Here is a 23,309-nt window from a genome sequence, read left to right as displayed (position 1 = left end):
CCGGGCATGGTGCGGCGTCGGCCGCCAGGGGCTCGCGCACATACGTCACCCGCAAGGGTGCCGTCCGGGCTGCCCCGCCCTTCCGCACGCCGCCCCGGCCCGCCGAGCGCGCGTGCCCGAGCATGACAGGTACCGCGTTGTTGTCTTCTCTCGCCTCCGCCCGCGGGCGGCTGCAGGCGGCCGGCCGCCCCGCCTGGCTGGCCTCGCCCAAGGTCTTCCGTACCGAGGTGCTGGCCGGCCTGGTCGTCGGCCTGGCGCTGATTCCGGAGGCGATCTCGTTCTCGGTGATCGCCGGAGTGGATCCCACGGTGGGGCTGTTCGCGGCCTGCACCATGGCGATGGTGATCGCCTTCGTCGGCGGCCGGCCCGCGATGATCTCCGCCTCCACCGGCGCCGTGGCCCTGGTGGTGGCCCCGGTCACCCGCGAGCACGGCCTCGGCCATCTGATCGCGACCGTCATCCTGGCCGGTGTCTTCCAGATCGTCCTCGGCGCGCTGGGCGTCGCCAAGCTGATGCGGTTCGTACCGCGGTCGGTGATGGTCGGCTTCGTCAACGCACTGGGCATCCTGCTGTTCACCGCCCAGATCCCGAACCTGCGCGACGTGCCGTGGGCGGTCTACCCGCTGGTGGTGGCCGGCCTGCTGCTCATGGTGTGCTTCCCCCGGATCACCAAGGCCGTGCCCGCGCCGCTGGTCTCCATCGCCCTCCTCACCGTGATCACCGTGGCGGCCGGCATCGCCGTGCCCACCGTCGGCGACAAGGGCAAGCTGCCGTCGTCCCTGCCCGTCCCGGGACTGCCCGACGTCCCCTTCAGCCTCCACACCCTGACCGTCATCGCCCCGTACGCCCTGGCGATGGCGCTGGTCGGACTGATGGAGTCGCTGATGACGGCGAAGCTGGTGGACGAGCTGACCGACACCCGCTCCAACAAGACCCGCGAGTCCGTCGGCCAGGGCATCGCCAACATCGTCACCGGCTTCTTCGGCGGCATGGGCGGCTGCGCGATGATCGGCCAGACGATGATCAACGTCAAGAACGGGGCGCGGACCCGGCTCTCCACCTTCCTCGCCGGCTTCTTCCTGCTGATCCTCTGCATCGTCCTCGGGCCGATCGTGTCCGAGATCCCCATGGCCGCGCTGGTCGCCGTGATGGTCCTGGTCTCGATCGGCACCTTCGACTGGCACTCCATCAAGCCCGCCACGCTCAAGCGGATGCCGGCCGGCGAGACCATCGTCATGGTCATCACGGTCGTCGTCGTGGTCGCGACCAGCAACCTCTCCATCGGCGTCGTCGTCGGCTCGATCACCGCGATGGTCGTCTTCGCCAAGCGGGTCGCCCACCTCGCCGAGGTCACCGCCGTGACCGACCCCGACGGCAGCACCGCCGTCTACCGGGTCACCGGCGAACTGTTCTTCGCCTCTTCCAACGACCTCGTCGGCCAGTTCGACTACGCCGGTGACCCGGACAGAGTGATCATCGACCTGTCCGCCGCCCACGTCTGGGACGCCTCGTCCGTCGCCGCGCTGGACGCGATCGAGACCAAGTACGCACAGCGCGGCAAGACGGTCGAGATCACCGGCCTGAACGACCCCAGCGCGCACCTGCACGGCCGGCTCAGCGGCGAACTCGCAGCAGGGAACTGACGAGAGGGCTCTTCGGTAGCGGGGGTGCGCTCCATGACCAGCTGGTGGCTGGCCATGGAGCGCATCGGGCACACCCGCTCCTGGTCCGAACCGGCATACCCTGGCAGGGGTCCGGCCTGCAGACCCGGACGTCCGCCTGATTCCCGAATGCCCCGAAAACGATCGTCGAACACCTCCGGATTCGACGAACCCGTGCGTAGTCGATGACCGCCTACGCCCCTTTTCAAGGCGATCGAGGCGGACCCCGCGGTGCGGCCCGACACCGTACGACTGGAAGGGCCGGCCTACCAGGCGCTCACGCCCCGGTCGCCGGCCGCCCGCCGGCTGCCGCTGCAGGCCTTCGCGCCGACCGGCCCCAGCCAATGGCCGGCCTTCTTCCTGACCGCTGCGGGCTGGGTGTTCGCCACGACCGTCGCCGCGGGCGCCGCCCGCAGCCTCCAACGCCAGTGACGGTGCGGGGAGTCGGCGAAACAGCGGTGAAGGCGCGCCGGGGCGAGCGGAGCCCGAGAAATACGGAGCACATAAAGACACGCACCCATAAGGAAGTTGGGTGGAATGATCAACACCTGATTGAATGGGGGCACGTGATCATGAGTCTCCGTCCTCGGAAAGGTGCGCCCTGATGTCTCCCGACCTCAACCGGGTACCGACCGGGACGCTCATGCTCGCGCGTGGCCGGGCAACACCTGTCGAACCCGCCACATCTGTCATATCTGCCATATCCAGCGGCGGACCGCTGTCGAGGCGGCCTGCCCCGGCCGGACGACTCGGTGTTCTGCGCACTGCGGTCACGGGAGGGTGATCATGTTCCAGGCCCAGCACCAGTCTCCGTACCGGCCCCCGTCCCGGCCCCAGCGCCCCGCCCGAGCCGTCTCCCGTCCTTCCTCGCACCCCGCCCCGCGCTCCCGTGCCGCCGGCCCGTCCGGCGCTGCCACCGCCGACGTCCTGCGCACCATCGCCGACTCCCGTACCCCGGTGTTCGTCACCGTGCGGGCCGGCGGACGACGCCGGTACGGCTACTGGCAGCCGTACGACTCCCGTACCAACAAGGGCGGCTGCTACGTGGCGCTGCCGACCGCCGTCTGCGACGAGCTGTATTCCGCGGGCAGGCTGTCCCTGGGCGAGCCGCTGGAGGACCCGACCAAGACGACGTACCGGGTCCTGACCACTCACACCCCGACGGAACCCGCCCGTATCGCGCCCACCCCGGTACGCCTGCCGACCGCACCCGCACGGGCGGTGGCCCGGTCCCAGGCCCAGGCCCAGGCCCAGCGGCTCGCCGCCTGAGCGGGCGAAGGCGGAAGAACGGCACACTGCTTGCCCCGCCCCGGAGTTGGTGTGATCGACTGGTGTCGTGGAAGCCATCTGGACGACTGTTGTAGCGGTTGTGGGTACGTTGCTGGGGTCCGTCATCACGCATGCCTTCCAGCGGCGGGCGTCGCGGCGCAGTGAGCTGTTCACCCGGTCCGAGGCGCTGCGGCAGGAGCGCATGGCCACCTACAGCGCGTTCGCCGAGGCGGCTGAGCAGTACCGCCATGGCCAGGCGGACCGCTGGTACCGCAAGAAGAAGGAGCCGGAAGGGGAGGCCTTCCTCGCGGCACGGGACGAGGCACACCGCCTGCGAACCGTGGCCCGCCAAGCGCTCTACCGGGTCAAGCTGCTCACCGATGACCCCGAGGTGATCCGCGCGGCCGAGCGGGCCTATGAGTGCACCCGAGAGGTGTCCAACGCGGTGGACCAGGCGGACCGGAACAGTCGGGACGCCGAGGCCAAGCAGGCCATCGAGGCGTTCGTCGCGCACGCCGCGCCACTGGTGCGCTGAATCCCGTGGCAGGCCCTGGCCGGGCATCACGCGCATCAGCGTGTCCCGGGGGCCGGTGCGGCGGATGGTCCGGAGCTGCAGACGCCGTATCCGGAGGGCCGACGGTGGGCAGGGCTGTTTCAGGCGGGCCGGCCGGCTTCCGCCACCTGCTGTTCCACATGGCTGCGGAAGGCGTCCGTCGCCGGGTGGGCGGGGCGCGCGGGTCAGGCCAGGAGGACGGTGACCGGGTCCGCGTCGCGCACCGGCAGACAGCACATCCCCGGATGCGGGTGCTGGTGCACGGTGCCCTCGGCCGTGACGCCGACCGCCGCGCCGGTCGCGATCGTGGTCAGCCACTCGTCCACGCCCGGCACGGTCGCTGCGTCATCTGCGAGTCCTGGCGGCGATCGGCGACGAGGGCTCAGCCACACCGTGCCGCTGCTGCGCGCCTGGCGCGAACGGCATCCCGAGTTTCCGGTGGCCTCGCCGACCGTGGCCACAAGGTCCGCACCGTCGGCCGCCTCCCTCGCCAACGGCGCCGTCGAGGCCTTCGTCCGCGCCGCCGCCATCGAGATCGCCCCGCACCGGGTGAACGCCGTCTCCCCGAACGTCGTCACCGAGTCCCTGGACACCTACGGCGACTTCTTCCCGGGCATGTGCTCGGTACCGCTGGAGCGTGTCGCCGAGGCGTACGTACGCTCGGTGGAAGGCGCGCAGACCGGTCAGATCTACGAGCTGTAGCCACTTTCGGGGACTGCCGACGGCGACGGCCGGGTGCTGGCCCGCGGCCCTTGGTGGAGTGTTGGACCGCACCCTTTCATCCTGTAGGGGAGTCCCGGGCCGGTTCCGGGGAACTGCCGCGCCCCACCACGGCATTCTGTTAGCACCGGGAACAGCACGGGCGAGCGGAACGCGCACCTGGGACGCACGAGGCCGCGGAACGCACCGGGGCCGGACGAGGGGACGGCCGGTTGGTCACGGAACAGCGGGTGGGGAATCTGCCGGTCGAGGCGAGCCCTTTGGTCGGGCGCCGGGCCGAACTGACGCAGGTGGCGCGGCGGGTCGGGCGCTCCCGGCTGATGACGGTGACCGGAGTGGGCGGGGTGGGCAAGACCCGGCTGGCGCTGCGTACCGCGGCGACGCTCCAGCCGCTGTTCGCCGACGGGGCGTGGTGGGTCGAGCTGTCACCGCTGAGCCAGGGAAAGCTGCTGCCGCACACCATCGCCGAGGCGTTGCCGCTCGCCGACCACTCCACCCGGCCGGTGATCGACATGCTGGCCGATCACCTGGCGGACCGACAGCTGCTGCTGGTGCTGGACACGTGCGAGCACCTGGTCGAGGAGTGCCAGATGGTCATCGAGGCGCTGTTGCACGCCGCACCGGGACTGCGGATCCTGGCCACCAGCCGTCGCCCGCTCAACCTGCTCACCGAAGAGGTGTTCACGCTCGAACCACTCCCGCTCCCGGCGTCGGCGAAGCGGGACAGCGGGGGTGTCGACCCAGCGGGCCCGGTGGAGGCGACGGGCCTGAGGTATCCAGCAGCCGCGGCGGATTCGGCAGCAAACGGTACCGCAGCGTACGGCGCCGAGGCCGACGCGCTCGTGCTGCTCGCCGACCGTGCCGTCCGTGCGGTGCCCGGCTTCGCGCTCACCCCCGCCAATCGAGCCGAGCTCGTGACCCTGTGCCGGCGGCTGGAGGGACTGCCGCTGGCGATCGAGCTGGCCGCTGCGCGGTTGCGCCACCTGCCGCTGGCGGAGCTGAACCGGCGGCTGGAGGAGGAGCGGTACGCACTCCTCGGCGAGACCGAGCACGCGGTGCAGGACACCATTCCCCCCTGGCACCAGGCGCTGCGTACCGCGATCGGCTGGAGCCATCAGCTGTGTACCCCGGCCGAGCGGCTGCTGTGGGCCCGGCTGTCGGTGTTCGCCGGGAGCTTCGACGCCGAGGCGGCCGAGCAGGTGTGTGCCGACGTACGGCTGCCGGCCGCGAACATTCCGGCCCTGCTCGGCTCCCTGGTGGAGAAGTCGATCCTGACCTGGCAGCCGGCGGAGGCGGGGGAGCGGTACCGGATGCTCGACACCCTCCGCGAGTACGGCGCCGGCTGGCTGAACCGGCTGGGTGAGGAGGACGCGCTGCACCGCCAGCACCGCGACCACTACCTGTGTCTGGCACGGGCCGGGGACGCCGCCTGGTTCGGGCCCGACCAGTTCGCCCGGTGCGACCGGATGACCGCCGAGCACGGCAACCTCCGTGCCGCGCTGGAGTTCTGCCTGTCCCGGCCGGCGGACCAGCACACCGCACTGGAACTGGCCGGGGCGCTGTGGTTCTTCTGGTACGGCTGTGGCTTCGTCACGGAGGGTCAGTACTACCTGACCCGGGCCTTGACCGCGGACACCGCCCCCAGTCGCACACGCGTCAGGGCCTTGTTCGGCTGTTGCATGCTCCTGTCCCAGCTGGGTGACCAGGCCGGTGTCGAGACCTGGGCCGCCCAGTGCGCCGATCAGGCAGCCCGGTTCGGCGAAGCCGAAGCCGCCACCGCGACCGCCACCGCCGTCCTCTTGGCGATCATGCGGAGTGACTACACCGAACTGGTGACCCTGACCGAGTCGCTGCCGGTCCAGCGACAGCGCATGGACGAGCTCGACTACCCCGTCGTGATGACGATGGCTGCCAGCGGCCATGCGTACATTTCCACCGGCCGCATCGAGCGGGCCGTCGCCGTACTGGACGGGCTGCACGCCCACTGCTCATTGCACGGTGAGTGCTGTCTGCGCTCCTGGGTCGAGATCAACTACGCGCAGGCCGAGCTGGTCCTGGGCCGGCACCTGACCGCCGAGGAGTTCGCCCGGTCCGCCCTCCAGGTGAAACACCGGCTGCACGAAGGCGTGGGCAGGGGCATGGCCATCGAGGTACGGGCCCAGGCCACGGCCGGCCTCGGCCGGAGCGAGCACGCCGCCTATCTGCTCGGCCTCGCCCAGCAGATCTGGGGCACTCTCGGCCGGCCGCAGCTGGGCATCCCCGTGTGGGAGGCCGACCGCCGGGCCTGCGAACAGCGCGCCCGGCAGGCGCTCGGTGCCCACGCCTACCAACAGGCCTTCGACACCGGCCTGCACGCGGATCTGGACACCGGCGTCGCCCGCGCCCTGGCCGGGAGCGAGCCCGGCCCGCCCCCTGCCCTCCCGGGGCCGGAACCGGGCCCGGAAGGTGCCGCTCCCCGCACCTGAAGGACCCACGACGCCTACCGGCCCACGCACCTACCGGCTCACCCACTCACCGACCGGGCCCTCGGAAAGTCAGCTCCCCACGAGCTCGGAGAGGAGGCCGAAGGTCAGTGAGTCGACGGGGCGGAGTCCGCCGTCGGCCTCGTTCCCCTCGCTGAAGGTGTTCACCATCATCACCACTGCCGTCCCGCTCCGCCTGCTGAACGCGGTGCAGGTGCTGAAGCCGCCCGTGCCGCCGTTGTGCCAGGTCATGGGCCGGCCGTCGGACAGGGAGCTCAGGTGCCAGCCGAGCCCGAGCCGCAGGTGCTCGGTCGCGGTGAAGTGCGGACGCTGGGTCAGTTCGATGGCGTCTCCGAACGGCGAGCGCTCGGGCCGCAGTTGTGCGCGGAGGAAGCGGACCATGTCGCCGGCGGTGCTGTAGAGGGAGGTGCCCGCACCGCTGAGAACGTGATCGTGCCAGTCGGGGACGGCTTCTCCCGCGAGGTGTCCCACCGCCTTGCGTGCCGCCATGTCCGGCCGCAGCTCCGTCGTCGTGTCGGACAGGCGCAGGGGCCCGGTCACGCGGCGCCGCACCATCGCGTCCACGCCGTCGAAGGCGAGGGCCTGGCCGAGCAGCCCGAAACCGAAGTTCGAGTACTGGTAGGTGGTGCCCGGGTCGGTGAGCAGCGTCGTCCTGGCCAGGCCGGCGGCCAGGTCGTCCAGTGTGTAGTGCGCGTACGGGTCGTATGGATCCGCCTCCGCCAGCAGATTCGGCGGCAGCTGGGGCAGGCCGGAGGAGTGGGTCGCCAGGTCGCCCAGGGTGATCCGCCGAGGGCCCTGGCCCGGGACGGTGAACCCGGGAGGAAGCGTGAGCGGCGCGTCGAGGCGGACCGTGCCCGCATTCACGGCGCGCGCGAGAGCCGTGGCGGTGAGCGTCTTGCCGATCGAGCCGAGCTGGAACACCGTTCTGCGGTCCGGTGCCGCGTCGCGCCCTTTCCGGGACGCCCCCGCTATGTACTCCTGTGTGCCGCGGATGACTCCGCACACCACGCTCGGGCTGCCTTTCTCCAACGCGCGATCCAGGTAACGCCGTACCCGCGCGGCCAGATCGCCCTCAGCGGCCATGGCCTTACCGGGCAAGAGCGACACACCGGCCGCGGCCGTCGCCACGCCCAGCAGCTTCCGTCGGTTCATCAACTACCCCTCCGTCGTTGAATTCGGTGCCGGAACCACCGCGGACATCAGCACGAGCAGCGGCACCACCCTGCCCGCGGGCACGTGGTAGTTGCCACGCCCCTCCGCCTGGAGCCAGCCGGTGGCCGTGAGCTGCTTGAGGTGGTGGTAGAGCTGCCCGGTGGTGTTCAGTCCGGCGGTCTCCTGCAACTGGGCCGCGGAGCGGATACCGCGCAGCACCGCCCGCAGCAGGGTGAGCCGTACCGGGTGCCCGAGCGCCGCGTACGGCGCCGCGTGGTCCGCCCAGTCCGCTTCGAGCAACTCCTCGGCGACCGCGCCTTGCTGCCATGCGTAGTGTTCGCCCGTGGGCAGTTCCAGCGCACCGGTGAACAGCACCTCCCCGCTCCCGGTGAGCCGTTCCCGCAGCCCTTCAAGAGCCCAGAACACCTCATGTCGCGGTGCTCGGGGCCCCGACTCCAGTCGCGCTACGCGTGCTTCCAGCGCGGCGACCCGCTCCGGCAGGGAGTCACCTGCCGGGGAGCCACCGCCCGTGGAGTCGTCCGCCGGGAGAGCATCAGCCATGGCTCGATATTACGCTATTCCGAAATTACAGAGAGGTGTGTGCGCGAGTCGACCCGCTCATCCCGGTATCGACCCGCCTGCCCGAATTCGCTTGTCCACCGCTCCGGTCCGGCCTTACCGTGCCGCCGTGGATCTCTTCTCACGCTCGTGGACGGCGTTGCTCACGGCCGTCGCCGACACCCCGGACGAGGACTTCGAGCGGCCGTCCGGCTGTACCGGCTGGCTCGTCCGGGACCTGGTGTGCCACCTGGTCATCGACGCCCAGGACGTCCTGATCACCCTGGTCACGCCCGCCGACACCGAACCGACCGTGGACGCGGCCACCTACTGGGACCTCGCCGACGCACCCCCGACCGGTGAGGACCCGCTCGACGCGCTGATCCCCCGGCTGGCCGCCGCGTACGGCGAGCCGAGGTGGCTCAAGTTCCACCTCGACGACGTCGGTTCCGCCGCCGGGCGCGCCGCCCGGCTCGCCGACCCCACCGCACGTGTCAGCACTCAGGACAAGGTGCTGACGGTTGGCGACTACCTGTCCGCGTACGTACTCGAATGGACGCTGCACCACCTCGACCTGATCGCCCACCGGCCCTCGGCCGCCGAGCCGCCCGCCGAGACCCTCGCGGCGGCACGCTCAGCACTGGAGAGGATCGCCGGCGCCGATTTTCCCGCAGCGCTCTCCGACAAGGACGCGCTGCTGATCGGCACCGGCCGACGCACGCCGACCGAGAGGGAGACGGAAGCACTCGGCGAGATGGCCGCGCACCTCCCCCTCATCCTTGGCTGAACGGGACCCGCAGGCAGCGGCCTACCGCGGAACGCCGGGAACCTCCCGGGCCAGGAAGCCGAGCAAGTGCCGGTTGAAGACCTCTGGCTGTTCGGCCCCGGGCAGGTGGCCCGCTCGGTCGATGACCGCGAGCCGGGCGTGCGGGACATGGCTGCGGATCTCTTCGGCGTCGGCCAGTGGGGTGTAGACGTCGTCGGCGCCCACGAGGAGCAGCACCGGTACGTCGACACCGCTCAAGCCGGGGCGGTAGTCGGGGCGTTCGGCCCTGCCCCGCAACGCTGCCGCCGCGCCGCGCGGATCGGTCGCGCGCATCATCGTCAGCACCCGGTCGGCGACATGGGGAAGGGCAGGGACGTTGTACGCGGCGAGCATCTTGTCGATGACTTCACCGGCGTACCCGTCCATGCCCTCGGCGAGGAGGCGGTCGGCCAGGCGATTGCGGAACAGCTTCCCGTCCGGTGTCTCCGCCGGCGCTGAGCTGTCGGAGAGCACCATGGCGGCGACGCGGTCGGGATGACGGGCCTGCATCTCCATTGTGATCTGGCCGCCCATGGAAACGCCGCCGACCACGGCCGCGGGTATGCCCAGGTGGTCGAGGAGGGCGGCGAGGTCGTCGGCGAAGTCGGACAGGTACACGATGTCGCCGTTCACGGGACTCTGCCCATAACCTCGCAGGTCCGGGGTGATGACCCGATAGCCGGCCGAGGCAAGGGCGTCGGCCTGCGGCTCCCACAGCGTCCGGTTGAAGGGATGTCCGTGAATGAGCAGCACGGGTGTGCCGTCGGTGGGTCCCTGGACACCGTAGGCGAGCACGGTGCCGTTGAGTGAAGCGGTGTACATCGGCAGAGTCACTTTCTCTTCATGACGCTCTGTCAGCCCGCGGTGGCCTGCGTGAGTTGCATCCTTCCATGTCCCGCGCCGCGGTCAGCCGGAGGCCGCGGCGACCGCGAGACCGAAGCCGATCAGGTATGCGGCAGGCGAGGCGGCCAGTACGGCAGCGAGCCCGGCGACGGTCAGCGCGCCCCGGACCAGCAGCCCGGTCGCAATGCCGCCGACCGTCCGCCGCCCGCCCCGGGGCCCGGCCACGACGGCGCGCCGGGTGACGATGGCCATGTCCGGGCCCGGAACGATGGTCAGCAGGCCGAGAACGCCGAGTGCGGCCGGGAGCTGGGTCAGCATGGATCGGCTGGGGAGTGCGGGTTGGCGGCGGTGCCCTCGGTGCTCAGGAGTACGACCACGGAGTGCGGGTCGAGGCCCAGTGCCGTGCGGCGTGCGTCGGCGTCCGCGCCGGTGAGCGCGGCACGCAGCCCGGCGAGCGCCGCGGCCCCGCAGGGGCCCGAGGAGACGCCGAGCGCGGCGAGGTCGGCGGCGGCGCGGGCGCTGTCGGCGTCGGGGACGGCGACAGCGGCGTCCAGCCCGCCGTGCAGGCAGGGCCAGGCGATGCTGGAAGGGGTGCCGCAGTTCAGCCCGGCCATGATGGTCTCGCCGGTGGTGACACTGACGGGTTCCCCGAGCACGAGGCTTTCCAAGACGCAGGCCGCGGCTTCCGGCTCCACGGACAGCAGCGCCGGGGCACGCTCGGACGGGCGGCTGCGGTAGTGGGTGACCACCGCCTGGCCCAGCGAACCCACACCCACCGGTACGGCGACGAGGCCGGGCCCCTGGGCTATCCCCGCGGCCACCAGCTGCTCGTCGATCTCGGTGCAGAGGGTGCTGTAGCCCTCGACGATCCAGCCCGGGATCTGTTCGTACCCCGGCCAGGCGGTGTCCTGGACCAGGACCGCGTCCGGTGCGGCGGCCGCCCGGGCCGCCAGCCGTACTGCCTCGTCGTACGGCCCCGGGACCTCGGTGACCTGCGCCTGCTCGGCGGCGATGGCCGCCACGGCCCGCGGGTGCACGCCCTGCGGAACGAAGACCTGGGCGCGCTGCCCGAGCAGGCGTGCCGTACGGGCCACCGCCCGGCCGTGGTTGCCGTCGGTGGCGGTCACCAGGGTCACCGGGCCCGGCTCCGCGCCGTTCGAGGCCCGCTCGGCAAGCGTGCGGTGGACCGCCCAGGACGCGCCGAGCGCTTTGAACGCGGGCAGCCCCAGCCGGGACGACTCGTCCTTGGCGAAGACCCGCCCGACCCCCAGCTCCGCCGCGAGGGGCGGGAGCTCGGTCAGCGGAGTGGGGGAGTAGTCGGGCAGTGAGGAGTGGAAGCTCCGTACTTCGGAGGGCGCGGGGGCGCACCGCCACGTACGGGCACTGGGCCGCTCGTACCACGGCAGCGTACGGAGGGAGGACGCGTTTCTTGCCACGTGATCAGTCACATGATCAGGGTCCGGTATGCCTCTCCGATCGGTCCAGCGAATGTTTCCGGCTGTCCTACGCCCCGTCCTCCGTTTCCCAGCAGCTCGCCCAGCTGGAAGCCGAGGTCGGCGTCCGGCTGCTGGAGCCGGTCGGGCGGCGGGTACGGCTGACCGAGCAGGCCGAGATCCTCGTCGCCCACACCGAGGCGGTACTGGAACGCCTGGAGCGCGCGGAGGCGGACATGGCCACCTCCCCCGCCGACCTGACCGGCACGCTGCGCATCGCGTCGTTCCAGACGGCCGCGCTCGCCCTGGTACCGTCCATGCTCGACCCGCTGCGCGACCGCCACCCGCACCTGCGCGTCCACGTCACGCACAGGGAACCGGAGAAGGCGCTGCCCGCCCTCCAGGCCCGCCCCCCTCCGGCGACTCTCGCGTGGCCAACGCGCCCGCCGCGTCTTCACCGTGGTACGCCGGGGCCGCGGTCGGCACCCCGCCATCCTCGCGTGCCGGGAGGCGCTTCTCCGGGCCGTCACTCTGCACTCCGGCGAGACGTCTGCTTCCGGCGAGGGGCGCGGCGGCCGTTCCGGCTGACCGCCGGCGGTGTCGGCCATGGCCGGGCACCCCGTCGGATGACCGCTGTCACTCATGCCCCATACGCTGTGTCCTGCAAAACCCTCATGGGCCAGCAGTGAACCGAAGGAGCACGAGCAGTGAGTCACCCCGGGCCGCCGCCGCAGGCGTCGTACGGCTACCCGCCCCAGCAGCCGGCGTACGGATACCCGCCGCAACAGCCGTACGGGTATCCGCAGCAGGCCGGGGCACCGTACCCGCCGCAGCAGCAGCCGTGGGCCCCGACCGGGCCGCAGCTGCAGCCGCCGTACGCGGGCTGGTTTCAGCGCGCGGGCGCGTTCCTGCTCGATGTTCTGATCAACTTCGGCCCGCTGTGGGTGATGGTCGGCATCAGCACCGCGATCGAGGAGAGCACCGGCGAGAGCGGGGACGCACTGGCGATCATCCTCGGCTGGGTCGGCGTGCTGGCGATGATCGTTGCCGTGGTCCTCCAGCTGCGGCTCGAAGGCCGCACCGGACAGACCGTGGGCAAGAAGGTCCTCGGCATCCGGGCCATCCGCGCCGCTGACGGCCGGATGCTCGGCGTGGGCCTGGCCCTCGGCCGCCGCCTGCTCCAGTTCCTCAACAACGTGGTGTTCGGGCTGGGCTGGTGGTGGGCCATCTGGGACGCCAAGAGCCAGACGTTCGCCGACAAGATCGCAAACGTGATCGTCGTCCGCGCCGACGCCGTGCCGACGTCCCAGCACCCCGGCATGTGAGCATCTTTCAGCACCGCGGCCCGTCGCTCTTTCCGGAGCGGCGGGCCGCTTTCCTTGTGGTGCTGCCGTGGCATCCCGTGGTGTCTCCGCGACGACAGATCTCCGCCACCGGCGCGGTTCAGACGGAGGCGGCGTAATGTGCGACATCCCGTGGGTTGCTCTGAGCCTCGCTGAGTTCTCGACCTCGTGGCCAGGAGGTTCGTCTTCTTTCCGGCAGTGGTTCGCGGGCTTACGTGACTTCGGGATTCCTGAAGCGCTCTCACCATGTCCGATCGATTCACGATTGGGCTGAAGGCGCGTGGGCTTGGGTTGGCGCTGGCTGTCGTACGGGACCTGCGTGATGTCTGGCCACCGGCCACGGCGGAGGGACTGGAGCAGTTCGAGACCGACGTGCTGGCGGGGTTCGTGCTGGCGCGTGCCTCGGCCGGGCCGGCGGACGGCACGATCCGCAGGGACTTCGGGCACCTGGAGCAGATGCGGTCCTGGTTTGGTCGGCCGCTGTGGGAGATGGAGCCACCCGATGCCGACGCGTACTTCGGGAAGGTGCTGCGGACTTCGCCGAGCGGCACCAGGCCGGGGTGCTCTCAGGCGCTGGCCACGTACTTCCTGTTCCTGGAGCTGCGGCACAAAGTCGAGATCCACCGGATGACCGGCCGGGTGATCGAATCCCCGATCGACGAGATGAACCGGCCGCGCGGGTCGAAGGACGCGGCACTGCCGATTCCGCCGTCTGGGCCGGTGGTCAAGACGCTGTTCACCGGGTGGGGCGGCGAGCTGGCGACCTGCCGGAAGTTCACCCCGACCGCCCGGAACTGCACCGCCTCCAAGCTGATGTCCCAGGTCGGGCTGCGGGTCAGCGAGGCGTGCAAGCTCGATCTGACGGACATCAAGTGGGACCTGGGCCGCTTAGGCAAGCTCCACGTCCGCCAAGGAAAGGGAGCCCGGGGCTCGGGCCCGCGCGAGCGGATGGTCCCCCTGATCAACGGCGCCGACCGCACGCCCCGCTGGTTTATCGAGGACGTCTGGGGCCAGTTCGACGTTACGAATGATCGAAGGGGGCGGGGGCGTGGCCTTCCCAGATCCGGCGCGAGGTCTGCTCGGGGTAGGGCAGAGTCGTCGACTCGGCGTCCAGGACGCGGGTGAGGTGCCCGTCGGGCCGGTGGGCGGGCCAGCCCGCGTCGCCGGTGGTGACGAAGCGAACCCATGCCTCCTGGAGTTCGCGGGAGAGCGCGACGGCCTCGGGGGCGGGCTCCTCGCCGATCAGCTGGGTGCCGACTGGGCTGTCCAGCGTGCCGAACGCCAGGGGCAGATCGAGGCTGTGGCAGGCACCCAGGGTGCCGCCGAGGACCGGGGCGGTCCAGCACAGTTCGAACAGGTACGAGGTGCCGCCGGCAGCGGCGTTCGCCTCGGCCAGCTGCTGTGACGGCATGCGGAAGAGGGCGTCGGAGTACACCGTCTCCACCAGCTCCTCCGGGCCCGCCTGCGGGAACGCGGCACGGTAGGCCCGCGCCCCGTCAGGTTGCGGGGCGAGCAGTTCCAGGGCCGCGCGGGCATCCTCCTCGGTGAAGGTGCCGTACCGCCCGCTCATGACGCTGAAGTACCGGAATTCGTCCCGGGTGTGGCCGACGAGCAGTTCGGTCCCGCTCGCGCGCGCACCGGTCAGCGCGGACCAGGGCGTCTCCGGAAGGACCTCGCCGTCGACGACGGGGCACAGCGCGGTGCCGGTCTCCGTGAGACGCCCCCAGCTCTCCCGGTGCGCGTGGAGGCCGGCGTTGAAGGAGGTGAGCTCGGCGGCCAGGTGCCATGGGTCGATGTCGCGCAGGGCCTCGGCGGTGGGTGCCGCCGCGCCGAGCCGGTCCGCGAACGCGGCGGTGACCTGCCGTGCCAGCGCGGGGGTGCTGTGCAGCCCCGGCACCGAATGGGCGATGGCCCGCCGGAACAGGCCGCGCGCGGACGTCATCGTCAGCAGGGCGGCGACCGAGCCCGCCCCGGCGGACAGCCCGCCCACGGTGACCCGGCCGGGGTCCCCTCCGAAGGCGGCGATGTTGCGCTGCACCCACTCCAGCGCCGCGATCTGGTCGAGGAATCCGCGGTTGGGCGGCGCGTCGTCGAGGAACGCGAACCCCTCCGCGCCCACGCGGCAGTTGATGGTCACCACGACGACTCCCGCCTCGGCCAGCGCTGCCGGGTCGTACATCGGGTCGCTCGACACCGCCGACAGGTAGCCGCCCACGGGAATCCACACCAGTACCGGCAGTCCGGCCGCGCCGGGATCCGGGGTGCCGATGTCGAGCGTCAGCCAGTCGGTGCCCTGCGGGGGCACGTCGATCGGCAGGGACAGCGGCACCACGGGGCCGAACTCGACCGCCTGCCTCGTCCCCTCCCAGCGGTGCGGCGGCGCGGGCGCGGCGAAGCGGAGCGCTCCGACCGGGGGCTGGGCGTAGGGGATGCCGCGGAACACCGCGTGCCCCTGCCGTCGGCGCCCCTGCACCACGCCTTCCGTGGTCCGTACCTTTGGCTGTTCGGACATGACGATCCCTTCCCTCGAGTGGCCCCCAGGATCAACGGGAGAGGCAGGGAGCCGATGGCTACTTTGCACCGTGGGTCAGAGATTGGACACCGGGGCCTGGAACGGGCCGCCGAGACCGGCCCAGCAGGTTGACCATGAACCCACGGGTCCAACCGCCAGAATCAGGGAATCGACCCGCGGGTTCGCGGTGAAGAACCTTCAGTTTCCCTGAACCCACGGGCCTCCACGGCCTCGGGGAACATCGGTACAGCGGTTGGCACTGAGAACGATCATGGTCAGGGTGTGAGGCTGCTGTTGACCCGGTTCTCGTACCCGCGGCGGGCCTTGCGCCGGGCTGGGACGGACCGCCGGGACGCCCCGGCCGCGCCGTACGGTCCCCCGGTCGAGGGCGGCCTGCTCGGCGGGCTCCAACTCGGTCGCGCGGACGAAGTCGGCGACCTTGCCGGGCATGTCGAGGGTGATGGGCAACTCCGGATCCGGGGCAGGGGCGTCAGCGACGTGCTCGGGCAGGAGGTCGGCGACGGCGGTACGTACGGCGCCGCGGCTGACGTTGTGTTCGCGGGCGAGGGCGGCGATGGAGCGGCCTTCGAGGTAGGCGGTGCGTACGCCGGTGACCTTCTGGCCCGCCAGGGCGGGGCGGCGTCCGCCCTTGGTGCCTTAGGCCTCGGCGGCCCGCAGTCCGTCGTAGGAGGTCAGCTCCCGTTGGAGGTCGCGCTGGAGTTCGCCGGCGGCGGCGAGGGGCTGGAGCATGAACCTCACGGTGGACAGCAGCGCTCCGGTGCGCGAGTGGCGGGCGGTGAGGTCCATCGCGGAGAACGCGCCGCGCATCGGACCTTGGGCGTCATCCCGCCCTGTCGTCAGCCGTCATCGGATCTCATGGGAGCCGAGTCGCCGTCAGGCCCCTGAACCACTGGGCTCATTGCACGCCGGGCGGACCTGTCGTCATTCGGTCGTTTGACGACAGGCGGCCGACGCGTCCGGGGTGATGCAGTCGGGACGGACCGCTGTCTGCCATCGGTGAACACCACCTCGAGCAGGCGCAACGGTCATTACCGTCCAGTCGCATGACGACGATCACAACCCGCACGGTCGAATACCCGGCCGACGACCTGACGATGATCGGATACCTCGCGCTCCCGGCCGGTGCCGACCGCCGGCCCGCAGTGCTGATCGGACCCGAGGGGACGGGGCTCAGCGACGTCGAGCGCCGCCGGGCCGATGCCCTGGCCGAGCTGGGATACGTGGCGCTGGCCTTCGACCTCCACGGCGGACGCTACCTGGACGACCCGGAGGAGATGCTGGCCCGTTGCATGCCGCTGCTCGCCGATCCCGACCGGATGCGGGGCATCGGCCACGCGGCGCTCGACGTGTTGCGCGCCGAACCGCGGGCCGACCCCGACCGGATCGCCGCTGTCGGCTACGGCACCGGGGGCGCCATCGCGCTGGAACTCGGGCGCCACGGCGTCAACCTGCGTGCGATCGGGACGGTCAACGCACTGACCACGGGCCGGCCGGGCGAGGCGGCAAGCATCCGCTGCCCGGTGTGGGCCGGGGTCGGGTCGGAAGACCCGATCATGCCGCCCGCACAACGGGACGCGTTCACCGCCGAGATGCAGGCCGCGGGCGTCGACTGGCGCCTCGTGGTCTACGGAGGAGCCCTTCACGCCTTCCACCACCCACCGGTCGACCACACTGTGCGCCCCGGCGTCGGCTACCACCCACAGCATGCGCAGCGGGCCTGGCGCGACATCGTCGGCCTGCTCGCCGAGTGCCTGCCCGTCACGGTTGATCCGATCGGCCCCTGATACTCACTCCTGCCCGCCGTCGTCGTCTTCGCCCAGTTCCGGGGCGTCCGGGTCGCGCAGCGGGCGCAGGGCGCCGACGGCCGGGGGTGGAGGCGGTGCAGCTGTAGCGGCCGAGCAGGTTCAGGTTGCGGTGCTTGAGCGGCGACAGGCGGGCGATGTCCTCGTCCCGTATCTCGTGGCCTCCGCCCGAGCGCCGCCCGGCCCGACGACGAGGGCCGGCCCGTACTGCGGGTCGCGGATCGCCCCCACGGACGTTCCACCGCAGCGCCGAGCGCAGCAAGTCCCGGCGGGAGTCGAAGTAGTGGTAGACGAGGCCGCGGTTGACACCCGCGTGCTCGGCGACCTCGCGCAGGTTCAGGCCGCCGAGCACACCGTCGTAAGTTCCTCCGCGCCGTCCGCCACGGCGCGTACGCCTGAAGGGCAGCCGTGTACTCCCGAAGAGCAGTGTGGCGTGATGCGGTGCCCGGGATGTGTCCGGATCAGCGCTCACCGAGCCTGCCGGGGCTCTGAAGAATGGGGCCTCCTCGGGCACGTGTCCCGCGAACCCGCCGGCAAGACAGCAGGAGGAGATCCGCCATGTCCGACACCGGTGAGCGGCAGCCGCGCTCCGAGGCGTGGAAGACCGCGCTGACCGTGCTGCAGGAGGTCACCCCGCCCGCAGCGCCGGCGGGCGCGCACGCGATGACCGTGCAGATCGAGTTCCCGCCCGGCGACCCCGGCACCCCGCCGCACCGCCACTCCGGCCCGGCCTTCGGCTACGTACTGGAGGGCGAGATGCGCTTCGAGCTGGAGGGCGAACCGGAGCGGATCGTACGCGCGGGGGAGACGTTCTGGGAGCCGGGCGGGGACGTCATCCACTACCAGGACGGCAACGCCCGCAACGACACGCGCCTGCGTTTCCTCGTCACGATGTTCTGCGCGCCGGGGGAGCCCATGCTCGTCCTGGTCGACGACGAGGAACTGAAGCAACGAGCGCACCTGCGCGCGTCGTAGCAGACCTCCGTAGACCTGATGAGTACCGCCGGCAGGCCGTCGAGCAGCTCGCCGCCACCCAGGCCGCCATCACCCAGGGAGTACGCACCGTGAAGATCGTGGTCATCGGAGGCACCGGCCTCATCGGCAGCAAAGTGATCGCCAAGCTCAATGACCGTGGACACGAAGCGGTGCCCGCCGCGCCCAGCACGGGCGTCAACACCCTCACCGGCGAAGGGCTCGCCGAGGCGCTGACCGGAGCCCAGGTGGTCGTGGACGTGTCCAACTCGCCCTCCTTCGAGGAGTCGGCGGTGCTGGAGTTCTTCACCACCTCCACCCGCAACCTGCTCTCCGCCGAAGGCACGGCAGGCGTGGCGCACCACGTGGCACTCTCGATCGTCGGCATCGACGACCTGCCGGACAACGGGTACTTCCGGGCGAAGGTGGCCCAGGAGCAGCTGCTCAAGAAGGGGCCGATCCCCTATTCGATCGTCCGGGCGACGCAGTTCTTCGAGTTCGTCAAAGGCATCGCGGACACCGCTACCGAGGGCGGCACGGTACGCCTCCCGCATGTGCTCTTCCAGCCCATGGCGGCGGACGATGTCGCCGAAGCGGTGGCCAGGACGGCCGTCGAGGCACCGCTGAGGGGCATCACCGAGGTGGCCGGGCCCGAGGTGTTCCGCTTCGACGAGCTGATCGCCGAGGCGCTGCGTGCGTGGAAGGACCCGCGTAAGGTCGTCGCCGACCCGCACGCCCGGTACTTCGGGTCCGAGCTGAGGGAGCGCGGCCTCGTGCCCGTCGAGGGCCGCGCCCGTCTGGCGGAGACCCGTTTCGAGGACTGGCTGCGCCGCTCCTCCTGACCATCACGCGCAACAGAAGTCCCGCACCCCGCAGGGTGCGGGACTTCTGTTGCGACCGTTCGTGCCTGCGATAGCGCGGGAATGCGACGCGACGGCGGCATCGCCGATCACGCGGCAGGCCGGTACAGACCGACCTGGTCTCGAAGGGGGTGGGTTCGGGCAACTGCGGTCACCGCTCACCTCGGCCCCGCACCAGGTTTTAGAGTCTTTGCGTATGGACGTGAGCTCTGCAGTCGGGGCAGTCTCGGCCACCCGTATGGTCTCCGGGGATCACGCATGCCTGGGTTTTGACGATGACGAATCCTTGTGGGAAATCCGGGCGGCCTATGCCGACATCGGTGTATCCCGCGACGAGAACGTCGTCCTCTTCACCGATCCGGCAACCACTCCCGACATCGCGGCCGAGCGGTTGTATGCCCACGGCTTTCACCACGGAGCCGCGCTCACGAACGGACAACTGGTCGTGCGCAACGAGGCGCCAGGGGCGAGCCCGGGCAGCAGCGGCGGTTTTGCTCCGGCGGAGCGGGTCCGCCTCTGGATGGAACTGACCCTGCAGGCCCGGAGCCAGGGTTACTCCGGTATCCGGATCATGGGCGACATGGGATGGGCGGCCGAACCGGACTGCGACCACGATCTGCTGGTCGAGTACGAGGCCGGGCTCTCCCCCCTCTTCGCCGACATCGGTTTCACGGCCATCTGCGAGTACGACCGGCGGAAGTTCGGCCACGACCTGTTGGGCCGTGTCCTGCGCGCCCACCCCCAACACGTGCTGCCGCGGTTGGGCGCACTGGACGCCACGCGCTCGGGGACCGGACTGCGGGTCGCCGGGGAGGCCGACCTGAATACGCGCGAGGAGTTCGTGGCAGCCCTGGCCGAGGCCTTCTCCGGGCCGGAACGGGTCACCGTACTCGACCTCACCGAGCTGTGTTTCATGGACGTTCGCAGTGCTGCGGCACTGGTGCACATGGCGAGCCGGCACCTTGACGGCCAGGCCCTGGAAGTGCGCTGCCGGCCGGAGCAGAGCACGGTGATCCGACTGTGCGGGAGCCCCCGCGTTCCTCAACTCGTCATCGACGAGAGGAGTTCCTCGCAGTGACCCTCAACTGCGACAGCGACGGCCAGGACGGTGACGGCCGTCCAGCTCCACGGGCCGTACCCGTCGAGGGAGCCACCATGCCCGCCAATGTGCTCGACCTGACCTTCGAAGCGGCCACCGACTTGGCCGGCCTGCGTCACCGCGTGCGGCAGTGTGCCATGGAGATGGGGCTCACGCCGCACCGGACCAGCGACTTCATCCTCGCCGTGAACGAGATCGCGGCCAATGCCATCGTCCATGGCGGCGGCAAGGCACGCATCATCCTGACCCACACCGGCACCGGACTGCGGTGCGTCATCGCCGACAAGGGGCCGGGCGCAGCGGGTTCCGCTCAGGGGGCGGATCCCTTCGACAAGGACGGTGCCGAGCACGGCCGTGGTCTGTGGGTGGCTCGTGCGCTCGCGGACTGGTTCGACGTCGTCGCATGCGACGCCGGAACCACGGTCACACTGGAAACACTGCTCGACGAGCCGCTCTGATACACCGGGGCACGCCTAGAGTGCGGGGATGCGCGCACGACTGGACGAGATTGTTTTTGACTGTCACGCTCCGCAGGAGCTGGCCGCGTTCTGGGCTCGGCTGCTGGGCGGCGAACCGGTGCGGCGGAACGCGGACTGGAGCTATGTGGATCCGCCCGACATGCCGCGCCTGGCCTTCCAGCGGGTACCGGAGCCGAAGAACACCAAGAACCGCGTACATCTGGACCTGCTGGCGGGCGACATCCCCACGGCGACGGCCGAAGCGGTCGAGGTGGGCGCGGTGTCCGTCGGTGAGCTGGTGACCAATCCTTATGGGCAGTTCCAGGTACTGACCGATCCTGAGGGCAATGAGTTCTGCTTCGTCAGCGGTCATCACTAGCGGTCATCGCTAGCGCACATCGCCGGAGATCGTTGCGGGCGGTCGTCGTTGGCGTTCGGAGAGGCGCCGCAAGCGCAGAAGCGTGGCACGAACGATGCAGCTGGCGCCTGCCGCCCGCCCGGCGCACCATGCCAGGGCAAGGAGTACAAGGACACCGCATCCCCGCGTCCAGGCGTCATCGGCCCGGAACCGAGTCCCCGGGCCGATGACGCCGCACGCGGCGGAGTGGCACGGGCCCGGTCCCCGCTCGTGTCGCGGTAGCCGCCGTACATGCTGGGGCGTGGCAGTGTGGCGTGCGTGCCGACTGCCCGGTGTGTGATGGGTCGAGTGGGCGGCGCGCCATGCCCGTACGCCCTACCGTTCCGTCATGGAGACCGCACCACCTCAAACGCGCCAGGCGAGATTGACCACCGGAGATGTCGCGCTTCGGCTGGGCGTCGCCCCGGCCACGCTGCGTTCGTGGGACCGGCGCTACGGCCTGGGCCCCTCCGGCCACCAGGGCGGCAGACACCGGCGCTGGACCGAGCGGGACATCGCGGTGCTGGAGCGGCTGTGCGAGCTGACCGCCCGCGGGGTGCCGACGGCGGAGGCCGCCGAACTGGCCCGTGCCGCCGGCGACGTACCGAAGAAGGTGGCGGAGGAGGTGTGGGCCCTGCCCCGGCAGAGCCATTCCGCGTCCTCCGGGACAGGCGACACTTCCACCGACGGTACGGCGACGGCGCATGACGATGCCGATGCCCGGCGCCGGGTGCGGGGCCTCGGCCGCGCCGCCGTCCGCCTCGACGCCCAGCTGCTGGACGAACTGCTCACCGACACGCTCGCCGAGTACGGCCTGGTCCCTGCCTGGGAACGCGTCATGTCCCCGGCCCTGCGGTCCATCGGCCGTAAGTGGGCCTGTTCCGGCGACCCGCACGGCGAACGGTACGTGGAGGCGGAACACCTGCTGTCCTGGCATCTTTCCACGGCGCTGCGCCGTTCCACCGGCTTCGCCGCGACGGTTGCGGGCGGGCGGCCGGTGGTGCTGGCCTGCGCCCCGAGAGAAGGCCACACCCTGGGGCTGGAAGCGCTGACCGCTGCGCTGGGTGAGCGTGGCGTCCCGGTACGCATGTTCGGCTGCGCGGTGCCGGCAGGCGCGCTGGCCGAGGCGGTACGGAGGGCCGGGCCGTGTGCCGTTGTGTTGTGGTCGCAGACCCGCTCCACCGCCGACCCCGCACTGTTCCCCCTGGCGCATGGCCCCGGCCGTGGCCTGAAGGGGTCCCGCTTCCATCCGGCCGTCCTCGCCGCCGGCCCCGGCTGGCCATCGCGCCCGACACCGGGCATCCATCGCCCGGGCGGACTGAGCCAGGCACTGCGGATCCTGGACGGTCTCCTCGCCGTAGACGGACGGGAGGGCGGGGGCGAGGGGGAGTGAGAAGGGGGATCCGGCCGGGTGGCACGGGCCACCCGCCGGCCTGCCGCGTGCCCGGGGTCGCCCCACCGATACCTCTGTGTCACACCCTTGACACGGTCACGACCGCCGCTTGTATGGTCTAGTCCAAAGAACTCGCCGCTTCGAGCAGGGAGTTGGTCTCGCACGGGACGCAGCTTCTCCCTGCGCGGGCGGTGAGAGCGCGTCACCTTCGCGCCTCTTGGCCCCACCCACGAGAGGCCTGCCCCACCGCACGCGGCACCCCACACGACCGCGTGCGTCCGGGGAAGGGCCTGATGTGAAGGAGTTCCCCCATGCGCACCACCCGGAAGACGGCTGCCCTGATCGGCGCCGCTCTCGCCCCCGTCATCGCCTTGAGCCTCCCCGCCGGTTCGGCGAGCGCCCACGGTTACATCTCCGACCCGCCGAGCCGGCAGGCGCAGTGCGCCGCGGGCACGGTGTCCTGCGGGGACATCACGTACGAGCCGCAGAGCGTAGAGGGCCCCAAGGGCCTGTCCAGCTGCAGCGGCGGCAACAGCCGGTTCGCCGAGCTGGACGACGACAGCAAGGGCTGGACCGTCACGCCGGTGTCGAAGAACACCACGTTTTCGTGGAAGCTCACCGCACGCCACTCCACCAGCACCTGGGAGTACTACGTCGGCGGCCAGCGGATCGCCCTGTTCGACGACGGCGGCGCCAAGCCGGGCGAGGTCGTGAACCACCAGGTCGACTTCGGCAGCCTCAGCGGCAAGCAGAAGGTCCTGGCCGTCTGGAACGTGGCCGACACCGACAACGCCTTCTACGCCTGCATCGACGTCAACGTCGGCGGCTGACAGGCAGCTCGGGGCCGGTCCCGCGAGGGGCCGGGGCCGGGGGGCCCCCCCCCCCCCCCCCCCCCCGCGGGGGCCCGCCCCCCGCGGCCCCCCCGCGGGGGGGCGGGGGCGGGGGCGCCCGGGGTACGGGCCGGGGGGCGGGCCC

General features: G+C 71.2%; 24 protein-coding genes and 3 pseudogenes. 18 read left to right on the top strand and 9 right to left on the bottom strand.

The features are described 5' to 3' along the window. Positions 1-140: 140 nt before the first annotated feature. The 4 genes from ACIGQF_RS08815 to ACIGQF_RS08800 all read left to right on the top strand — a co-directional run bounded on the left by ACIGQF_RS08815 (position 141) and on the right by ACIGQF_RS08800 (position 3,465). A complete protein-coding gene (locus tag ACIGQF_RS08815; protein ID WP_399707262.1) occupies positions 141-1,643 on the top strand; it encodes a SulP family inorganic anion transporter in 1,503 nt (500 codons plus the stop codon). Positions 1,644-1,892: 249 nt separating this feature from the next. After that, positions 1,893-2,093 (top strand): hypothetical protein, encoded by a 201-nt coding sequence (locus ACIGQF_RS08810; RefSeq protein WP_399707260.1) that lies wholly within the window; start codon positions 1,893-1,895, stop codon positions 2,091-2,093. A 354-nt stretch (positions 2,094-2,447) separates the two neighbouring features. Continuing rightward, entirely contained in the window at positions 2,448-2,930 is a 483-nt protein-coding gene (locus ACIGQF_RS08805) for a hypothetical protein (protein ID WP_399707258.1), read from the top strand. A 67-nt stretch (positions 2,931-2,997) separates the two neighbouring features. After that, complete coding sequence (locus tag ACIGQF_RS08800; protein WP_399707256.1) at positions 2,998-3,465, top strand: hypothetical protein; 468 nt, start codon at positions 2,998-3,000, stop codon at positions 3,463-3,465. 203 nt (positions 3,466-3,668) lie between these two features. Here ACIGQF_RS08800 and ACIGQF_RS08795 read toward each other — a convergent pair whose 3' ends face one another. Further along, on the bottom strand, positions 3,669-3,809 hold the full coding sequence (locus ACIGQF_RS08795; RefSeq protein WP_399707254.1) for a hypothetical protein: 141 nt from the start codon (positions 3,807-3,809) through the stop codon (positions 3,669-3,671). 148 nt (positions 3,810-3,957) lie between these two features. Here ACIGQF_RS08795 and ACIGQF_RS08790 point away from each other — a divergent pair. Both ACIGQF_RS08790 and ACIGQF_RS08785 read left to right on the top strand, forming a co-directional pair. After that, a pseudogene (locus ACIGQF_RS08790) lies at positions 3,958-4,185 on the top strand (short chain dehydrogenase); the annotation flags it as partial. Positions 4,186-4,433: 248 nt separating this feature from the next. Further along, a complete protein-coding gene (locus ACIGQF_RS08785; RefSeq protein WP_399707253.1) occupies positions 4,434-6,668 on the top strand; it encodes an ATP-binding protein in 2,235 nt (744 codons plus the stop codon). Between the two features lie 69 nt (positions 6,669-6,737). Here the strand turns inward: ACIGQF_RS08785 and ACIGQF_RS08780 are convergent, their stop codons facing one another. Together ACIGQF_RS08780 and ACIGQF_RS08775 are read right to left on the bottom strand one after the other, a co-directional pair. After that, the gene (locus ACIGQF_RS08780) at positions 6,738-7,838 is read right to left on the bottom strand and encodes a serine hydrolase domain-containing protein (RefSeq protein WP_399707251.1); all 1,101 of its coding nucleotides are present in this window, start codon (positions 7,836-7,838) and stop codon (positions 6,738-6,740) included. 3 nt (positions 7,839-7,841) lie between these two features. Continuing rightward, entirely contained in the window at positions 7,842-8,399 is a 558-nt protein-coding gene (locus ACIGQF_RS08775; RefSeq protein ID WP_399707249.1) for an ArsR/SmtB family transcription factor, read from the bottom strand. A gap of 127 nt (positions 8,400-8,526) precedes the next feature. Between ACIGQF_RS08775 and ACIGQF_RS08770 the strand changes: the two genes are divergently transcribed. Continuing rightward, positions 8,527-9,183, top strand: a complete 657-nt coding sequence (locus ACIGQF_RS08770; RefSeq protein WP_399707247.1) for a maleylpyruvate isomerase N-terminal domain-containing protein — start codon at positions 8,527-8,529, stop codon at positions 9,181-9,183. A gap of 21 nt (positions 9,184-9,204) precedes the next feature. Here the strand turns inward: ACIGQF_RS08770 and ACIGQF_RS08765 are convergent, their stop codons facing one another. From ACIGQF_RS08765 to ACIGQF_RS08755, 3 genes and pseudogenes are all read right to left on the bottom strand, one after another. Next, complete coding sequence (locus tag ACIGQF_RS08765; protein WP_399707245.1) at positions 9,205-10,023, bottom strand: alpha/beta fold hydrolase; 819 nt, start codon at positions 10,021-10,023, stop codon at positions 9,205-9,207. 123 nt (positions 10,024-10,146) lie between these two features. Continuing rightward, positions 10,147-10,362: pseudogene (locus ACIGQF_RS08760) on the bottom strand (LysE family translocator); the annotation flags it as partial. Then, a complete protein-coding gene (locus ACIGQF_RS08755; protein ID WP_399707244.1) occupies positions 10,356-11,480 on the bottom strand; it encodes a diaminopropionate ammonia-lyase in 1,125 nt (374 codons plus the stop codon). The pseudogene ACIGQF_RS08760 and the gene ACIGQF_RS08755, both read right to left, overlap by 7 nt. Here ACIGQF_RS08755 and ACIGQF_RS08750 point away from each other — a divergent pair. From ACIGQF_RS08750 to ACIGQF_RS08740, 3 genes are all read left to right on the top strand, one after another. Then, a complete protein-coding gene (locus tag ACIGQF_RS08750; RefSeq protein WP_399707242.1) occupies positions 11,369-12,166 on the top strand; it encodes a LysR family transcriptional regulator in 798 nt (265 codons plus the stop codon). The genes ACIGQF_RS08755 and ACIGQF_RS08750 overlap by 112 nt on opposite strands. 18 nt (positions 12,167-12,184) lie before the next feature. After that, positions 12,185-12,802, top strand: coding sequence for an RDD family protein (locus ACIGQF_RS08745; RefSeq protein ID WP_399707240.1), 618 nt, complete (start codon positions 12,185-12,187; stop codon positions 12,800-12,802). 264 nt (positions 12,803-13,066) lie between these two features. Further along, positions 13,067-13,945, top strand: coding sequence for a site-specific integrase (locus ACIGQF_RS08740; RefSeq protein ID WP_399707239.1), 879 nt, complete (start codon positions 13,067-13,069; stop codon positions 13,943-13,945). Here ACIGQF_RS08740 and ACIGQF_RS08735 read toward each other — a convergent pair. Both ACIGQF_RS08735 and ACIGQF_RS08730 read right to left on the bottom strand, forming a co-directional pair. Further along, complete coding sequence (locus ACIGQF_RS08735) at positions 13,842-15,332, bottom strand: carboxylesterase/lipase family protein (RefSeq protein ID WP_399707237.1); 1,491 nt, start codon at positions 15,330-15,332, stop codon at positions 13,842-13,844. The genes ACIGQF_RS08740 and ACIGQF_RS08735 overlap by 104 nt on opposite strands. Before the next feature lie 657 nt (positions 15,333-15,989). Further along, entirely contained in the window at positions 15,990-16,160 is a 171-nt protein-coding gene (locus tag ACIGQF_RS08730; protein ID WP_399707235.1) for a hypothetical protein, read from the bottom strand. Between the two features lie 236 nt (positions 16,161-16,396). Here ACIGQF_RS08730 and ACIGQF_RS08725 point away from each other — a divergent pair, with 236 nt between their 5' ends. Further along, complete coding sequence (locus ACIGQF_RS08725; RefSeq protein WP_399707233.1) at positions 16,397-17,137, top strand: dienelactone hydrolase family protein; 741 nt, start codon at positions 16,397-16,399, stop codon at positions 17,135-17,137. Positions 17,138-17,417: 280 nt separating this feature from the next. Here ACIGQF_RS08725 and ACIGQF_RS08720 read toward each other — a convergent pair. Further along, a pseudogene (locus tag ACIGQF_RS08720) lies at positions 17,418-17,507 on the bottom strand (helix-turn-helix domain-containing protein); the annotation flags it as partial. A 206-nt stretch (positions 17,508-17,713) separates the two neighbouring features. Here ACIGQF_RS08720 and ACIGQF_RS08715 point away from each other — a divergent pair. The 7 genes from ACIGQF_RS08715 (at position 17,714) to ACIGQF_RS08685 (ending at position 23,164) form a co-directional block, all read left to right on the top strand. Continuing rightward, positions 17,714-18,130 carry a cupin domain-containing protein gene (locus ACIGQF_RS08715; protein WP_399707231.1) on the top strand — a complete coding sequence of 139 codons (417 nt, stop codon included), beginning with the start codon at positions 17,714-17,716 and terminating at the stop codon, positions 18,128-18,130. A gap of 89 nt (positions 18,131-18,219) precedes the next feature. Then, positions 18,220-18,969, top strand: coding sequence for an SDR family oxidoreductase (locus tag ACIGQF_RS08710; RefSeq protein ID WP_399707229.1), 750 nt, complete (start codon positions 18,220-18,222; stop codon positions 18,967-18,969). 214 nt (positions 18,970-19,183) lie between these two features. Continuing rightward, positions 19,184-20,065 (top strand): MEDS domain-containing protein, encoded by an 882-nt coding sequence (locus ACIGQF_RS08705; RefSeq protein WP_399707634.1) that lies wholly within the window; start codon positions 19,184-19,186, stop codon positions 20,063-20,065. A gap of 77 nt (positions 20,066-20,142) precedes the next feature. Beyond that, positions 20,143-20,544 carry an ATP-binding protein gene (locus ACIGQF_RS08700; RefSeq protein ID WP_399707228.1) on the top strand — a complete coding sequence of 134 codons (402 nt, stop codon included), beginning with the start codon at positions 20,143-20,145 and terminating at the stop codon, positions 20,542-20,544. 28 nt (positions 20,545-20,572) lie between these two features. Further along, a complete protein-coding gene (locus tag ACIGQF_RS08695) occupies positions 20,573-20,923 on the top strand; it encodes a VOC family protein (protein ID WP_399707226.1) in 351 nt (116 codons plus the stop codon). A gap of 367 nt (positions 20,924-21,290) precedes the next feature. Next, positions 21,291-22,334, top strand: a complete 1,044-nt coding sequence (locus ACIGQF_RS08690; protein ID WP_399707224.1) for a MerR family transcriptional regulator — start codon at positions 21,291-21,293, stop codon at positions 22,332-22,334. Between the two features lie 311 nt (positions 22,335-22,645). Then, positions 22,646-23,164, top strand: coding sequence for a lytic polysaccharide monooxygenase auxiliary activity family 9 protein (locus tag ACIGQF_RS08685; RefSeq protein ID WP_399707222.1), 519 nt, complete (start codon positions 22,646-22,648; stop codon positions 23,162-23,164). Positions 23,165-23,309 lie beyond the last annotated feature (145 nt).

The organism is Streptomyces sp. NPDC053560 (assembly GCF_044544605.1).
GTDB lineage: Bacteria > Actinomycetota > Actinomycetes > Streptomycetales > Streptomycetaceae > Streptomyces.
This window is presented reverse-complemented; position numbering and strand designations above follow the sequence as displayed.

Bases quoted from the DNA above. Each gene is read 5' to 3' on its own strand.
- ACIGQF_RS08695 (WP_399707226.1), top strand. From the start codon at position 20,573: ATGCGCGCACGACTGGACGAGATTGTTTTTGACTGTCACGCTCCGCAG.
- ACIGQF_RS08715 (WP_399707231.1), top strand. From the start codon at position 17,714: ATGTCCGACACCGGTGAGCGGCAGCCGCGCTCCGAGGCGTGGAAGACC.
- ACIGQF_RS08730 (WP_399707235.1), bottom strand. From the start codon at position 16,160: ATGCGCGGCGCGTTCTCCGCGATGGACCTCACCGCCCGCCACTCGCGC.
- ACIGQF_RS08690 (WP_399707224.1), top strand. From the start codon at position 21,291: ATGGAGACCGCACCACCTCAAACGCGCCAGGCGAGATTGACCACCGGA.
- ACIGQF_RS08775 (WP_399707249.1), bottom strand. From the start codon at position 8,399: ATGGCTGATGCTCTCCCGGCGGACGACTCCACGGGCGGTGGCTCCCCG.
- ACIGQF_RS08725 (WP_399707233.1), top strand. From the start codon at position 16,397: ATGACGACGATCACAACCCGCACGGTCGAATACCCGGCCGACGACCTG.
- ACIGQF_RS08700 (WP_399707228.1), top strand. From the start codon at position 20,143: ATGCCCGCCAATGTGCTCGACCTGACCTTCGAAGCGGCCACCGACTTG.
- ACIGQF_RS08780 (WP_399707251.1), bottom strand. From the start codon at position 7,838: ATGAACCGACGGAAGCTGCTGGGCGTGGCGACGGCCGCGGCCGGTGTG.
- ACIGQF_RS08805 (WP_399707258.1), top strand. From the start codon at position 2,448: ATGTTCCAGGCCCAGCACCAGTCTCCGTACCGGCCCCCGTCCCGGCCC.
- ACIGQF_RS08735 (WP_399707237.1), bottom strand. From the start codon at position 15,332: ATGTCCGAACAGCCAAAGGTACGGACCACGGAAGGCGTGGTGCAGGGG.
- ACIGQF_RS08685 (WP_399707222.1), top strand. From the start codon at position 22,646: ATGCGCACCACCCGGAAGACGGCTGCCCTGATCGGCGCCGCTCTCGCC.
- ACIGQF_RS08740 (WP_399707239.1), top strand. From the start codon at position 13,067: ATGTCCGATCGATTCACGATTGGGCTGAAGGCGCGTGGGCTTGGGTTG.
- ACIGQF_RS08705 (WP_399707634.1), top strand. From the start codon at position 19,184: ATGGACGTGAGCTCTGCAGTCGGGGCAGTCTCGGCCACCCGTATGGTC.
- ACIGQF_RS08765 (WP_399707245.1), bottom strand. From the start codon at position 10,023: ATGTACACCGCTTCACTCAACGGCACCGTGCTCGCCTACGGTGTCCAG.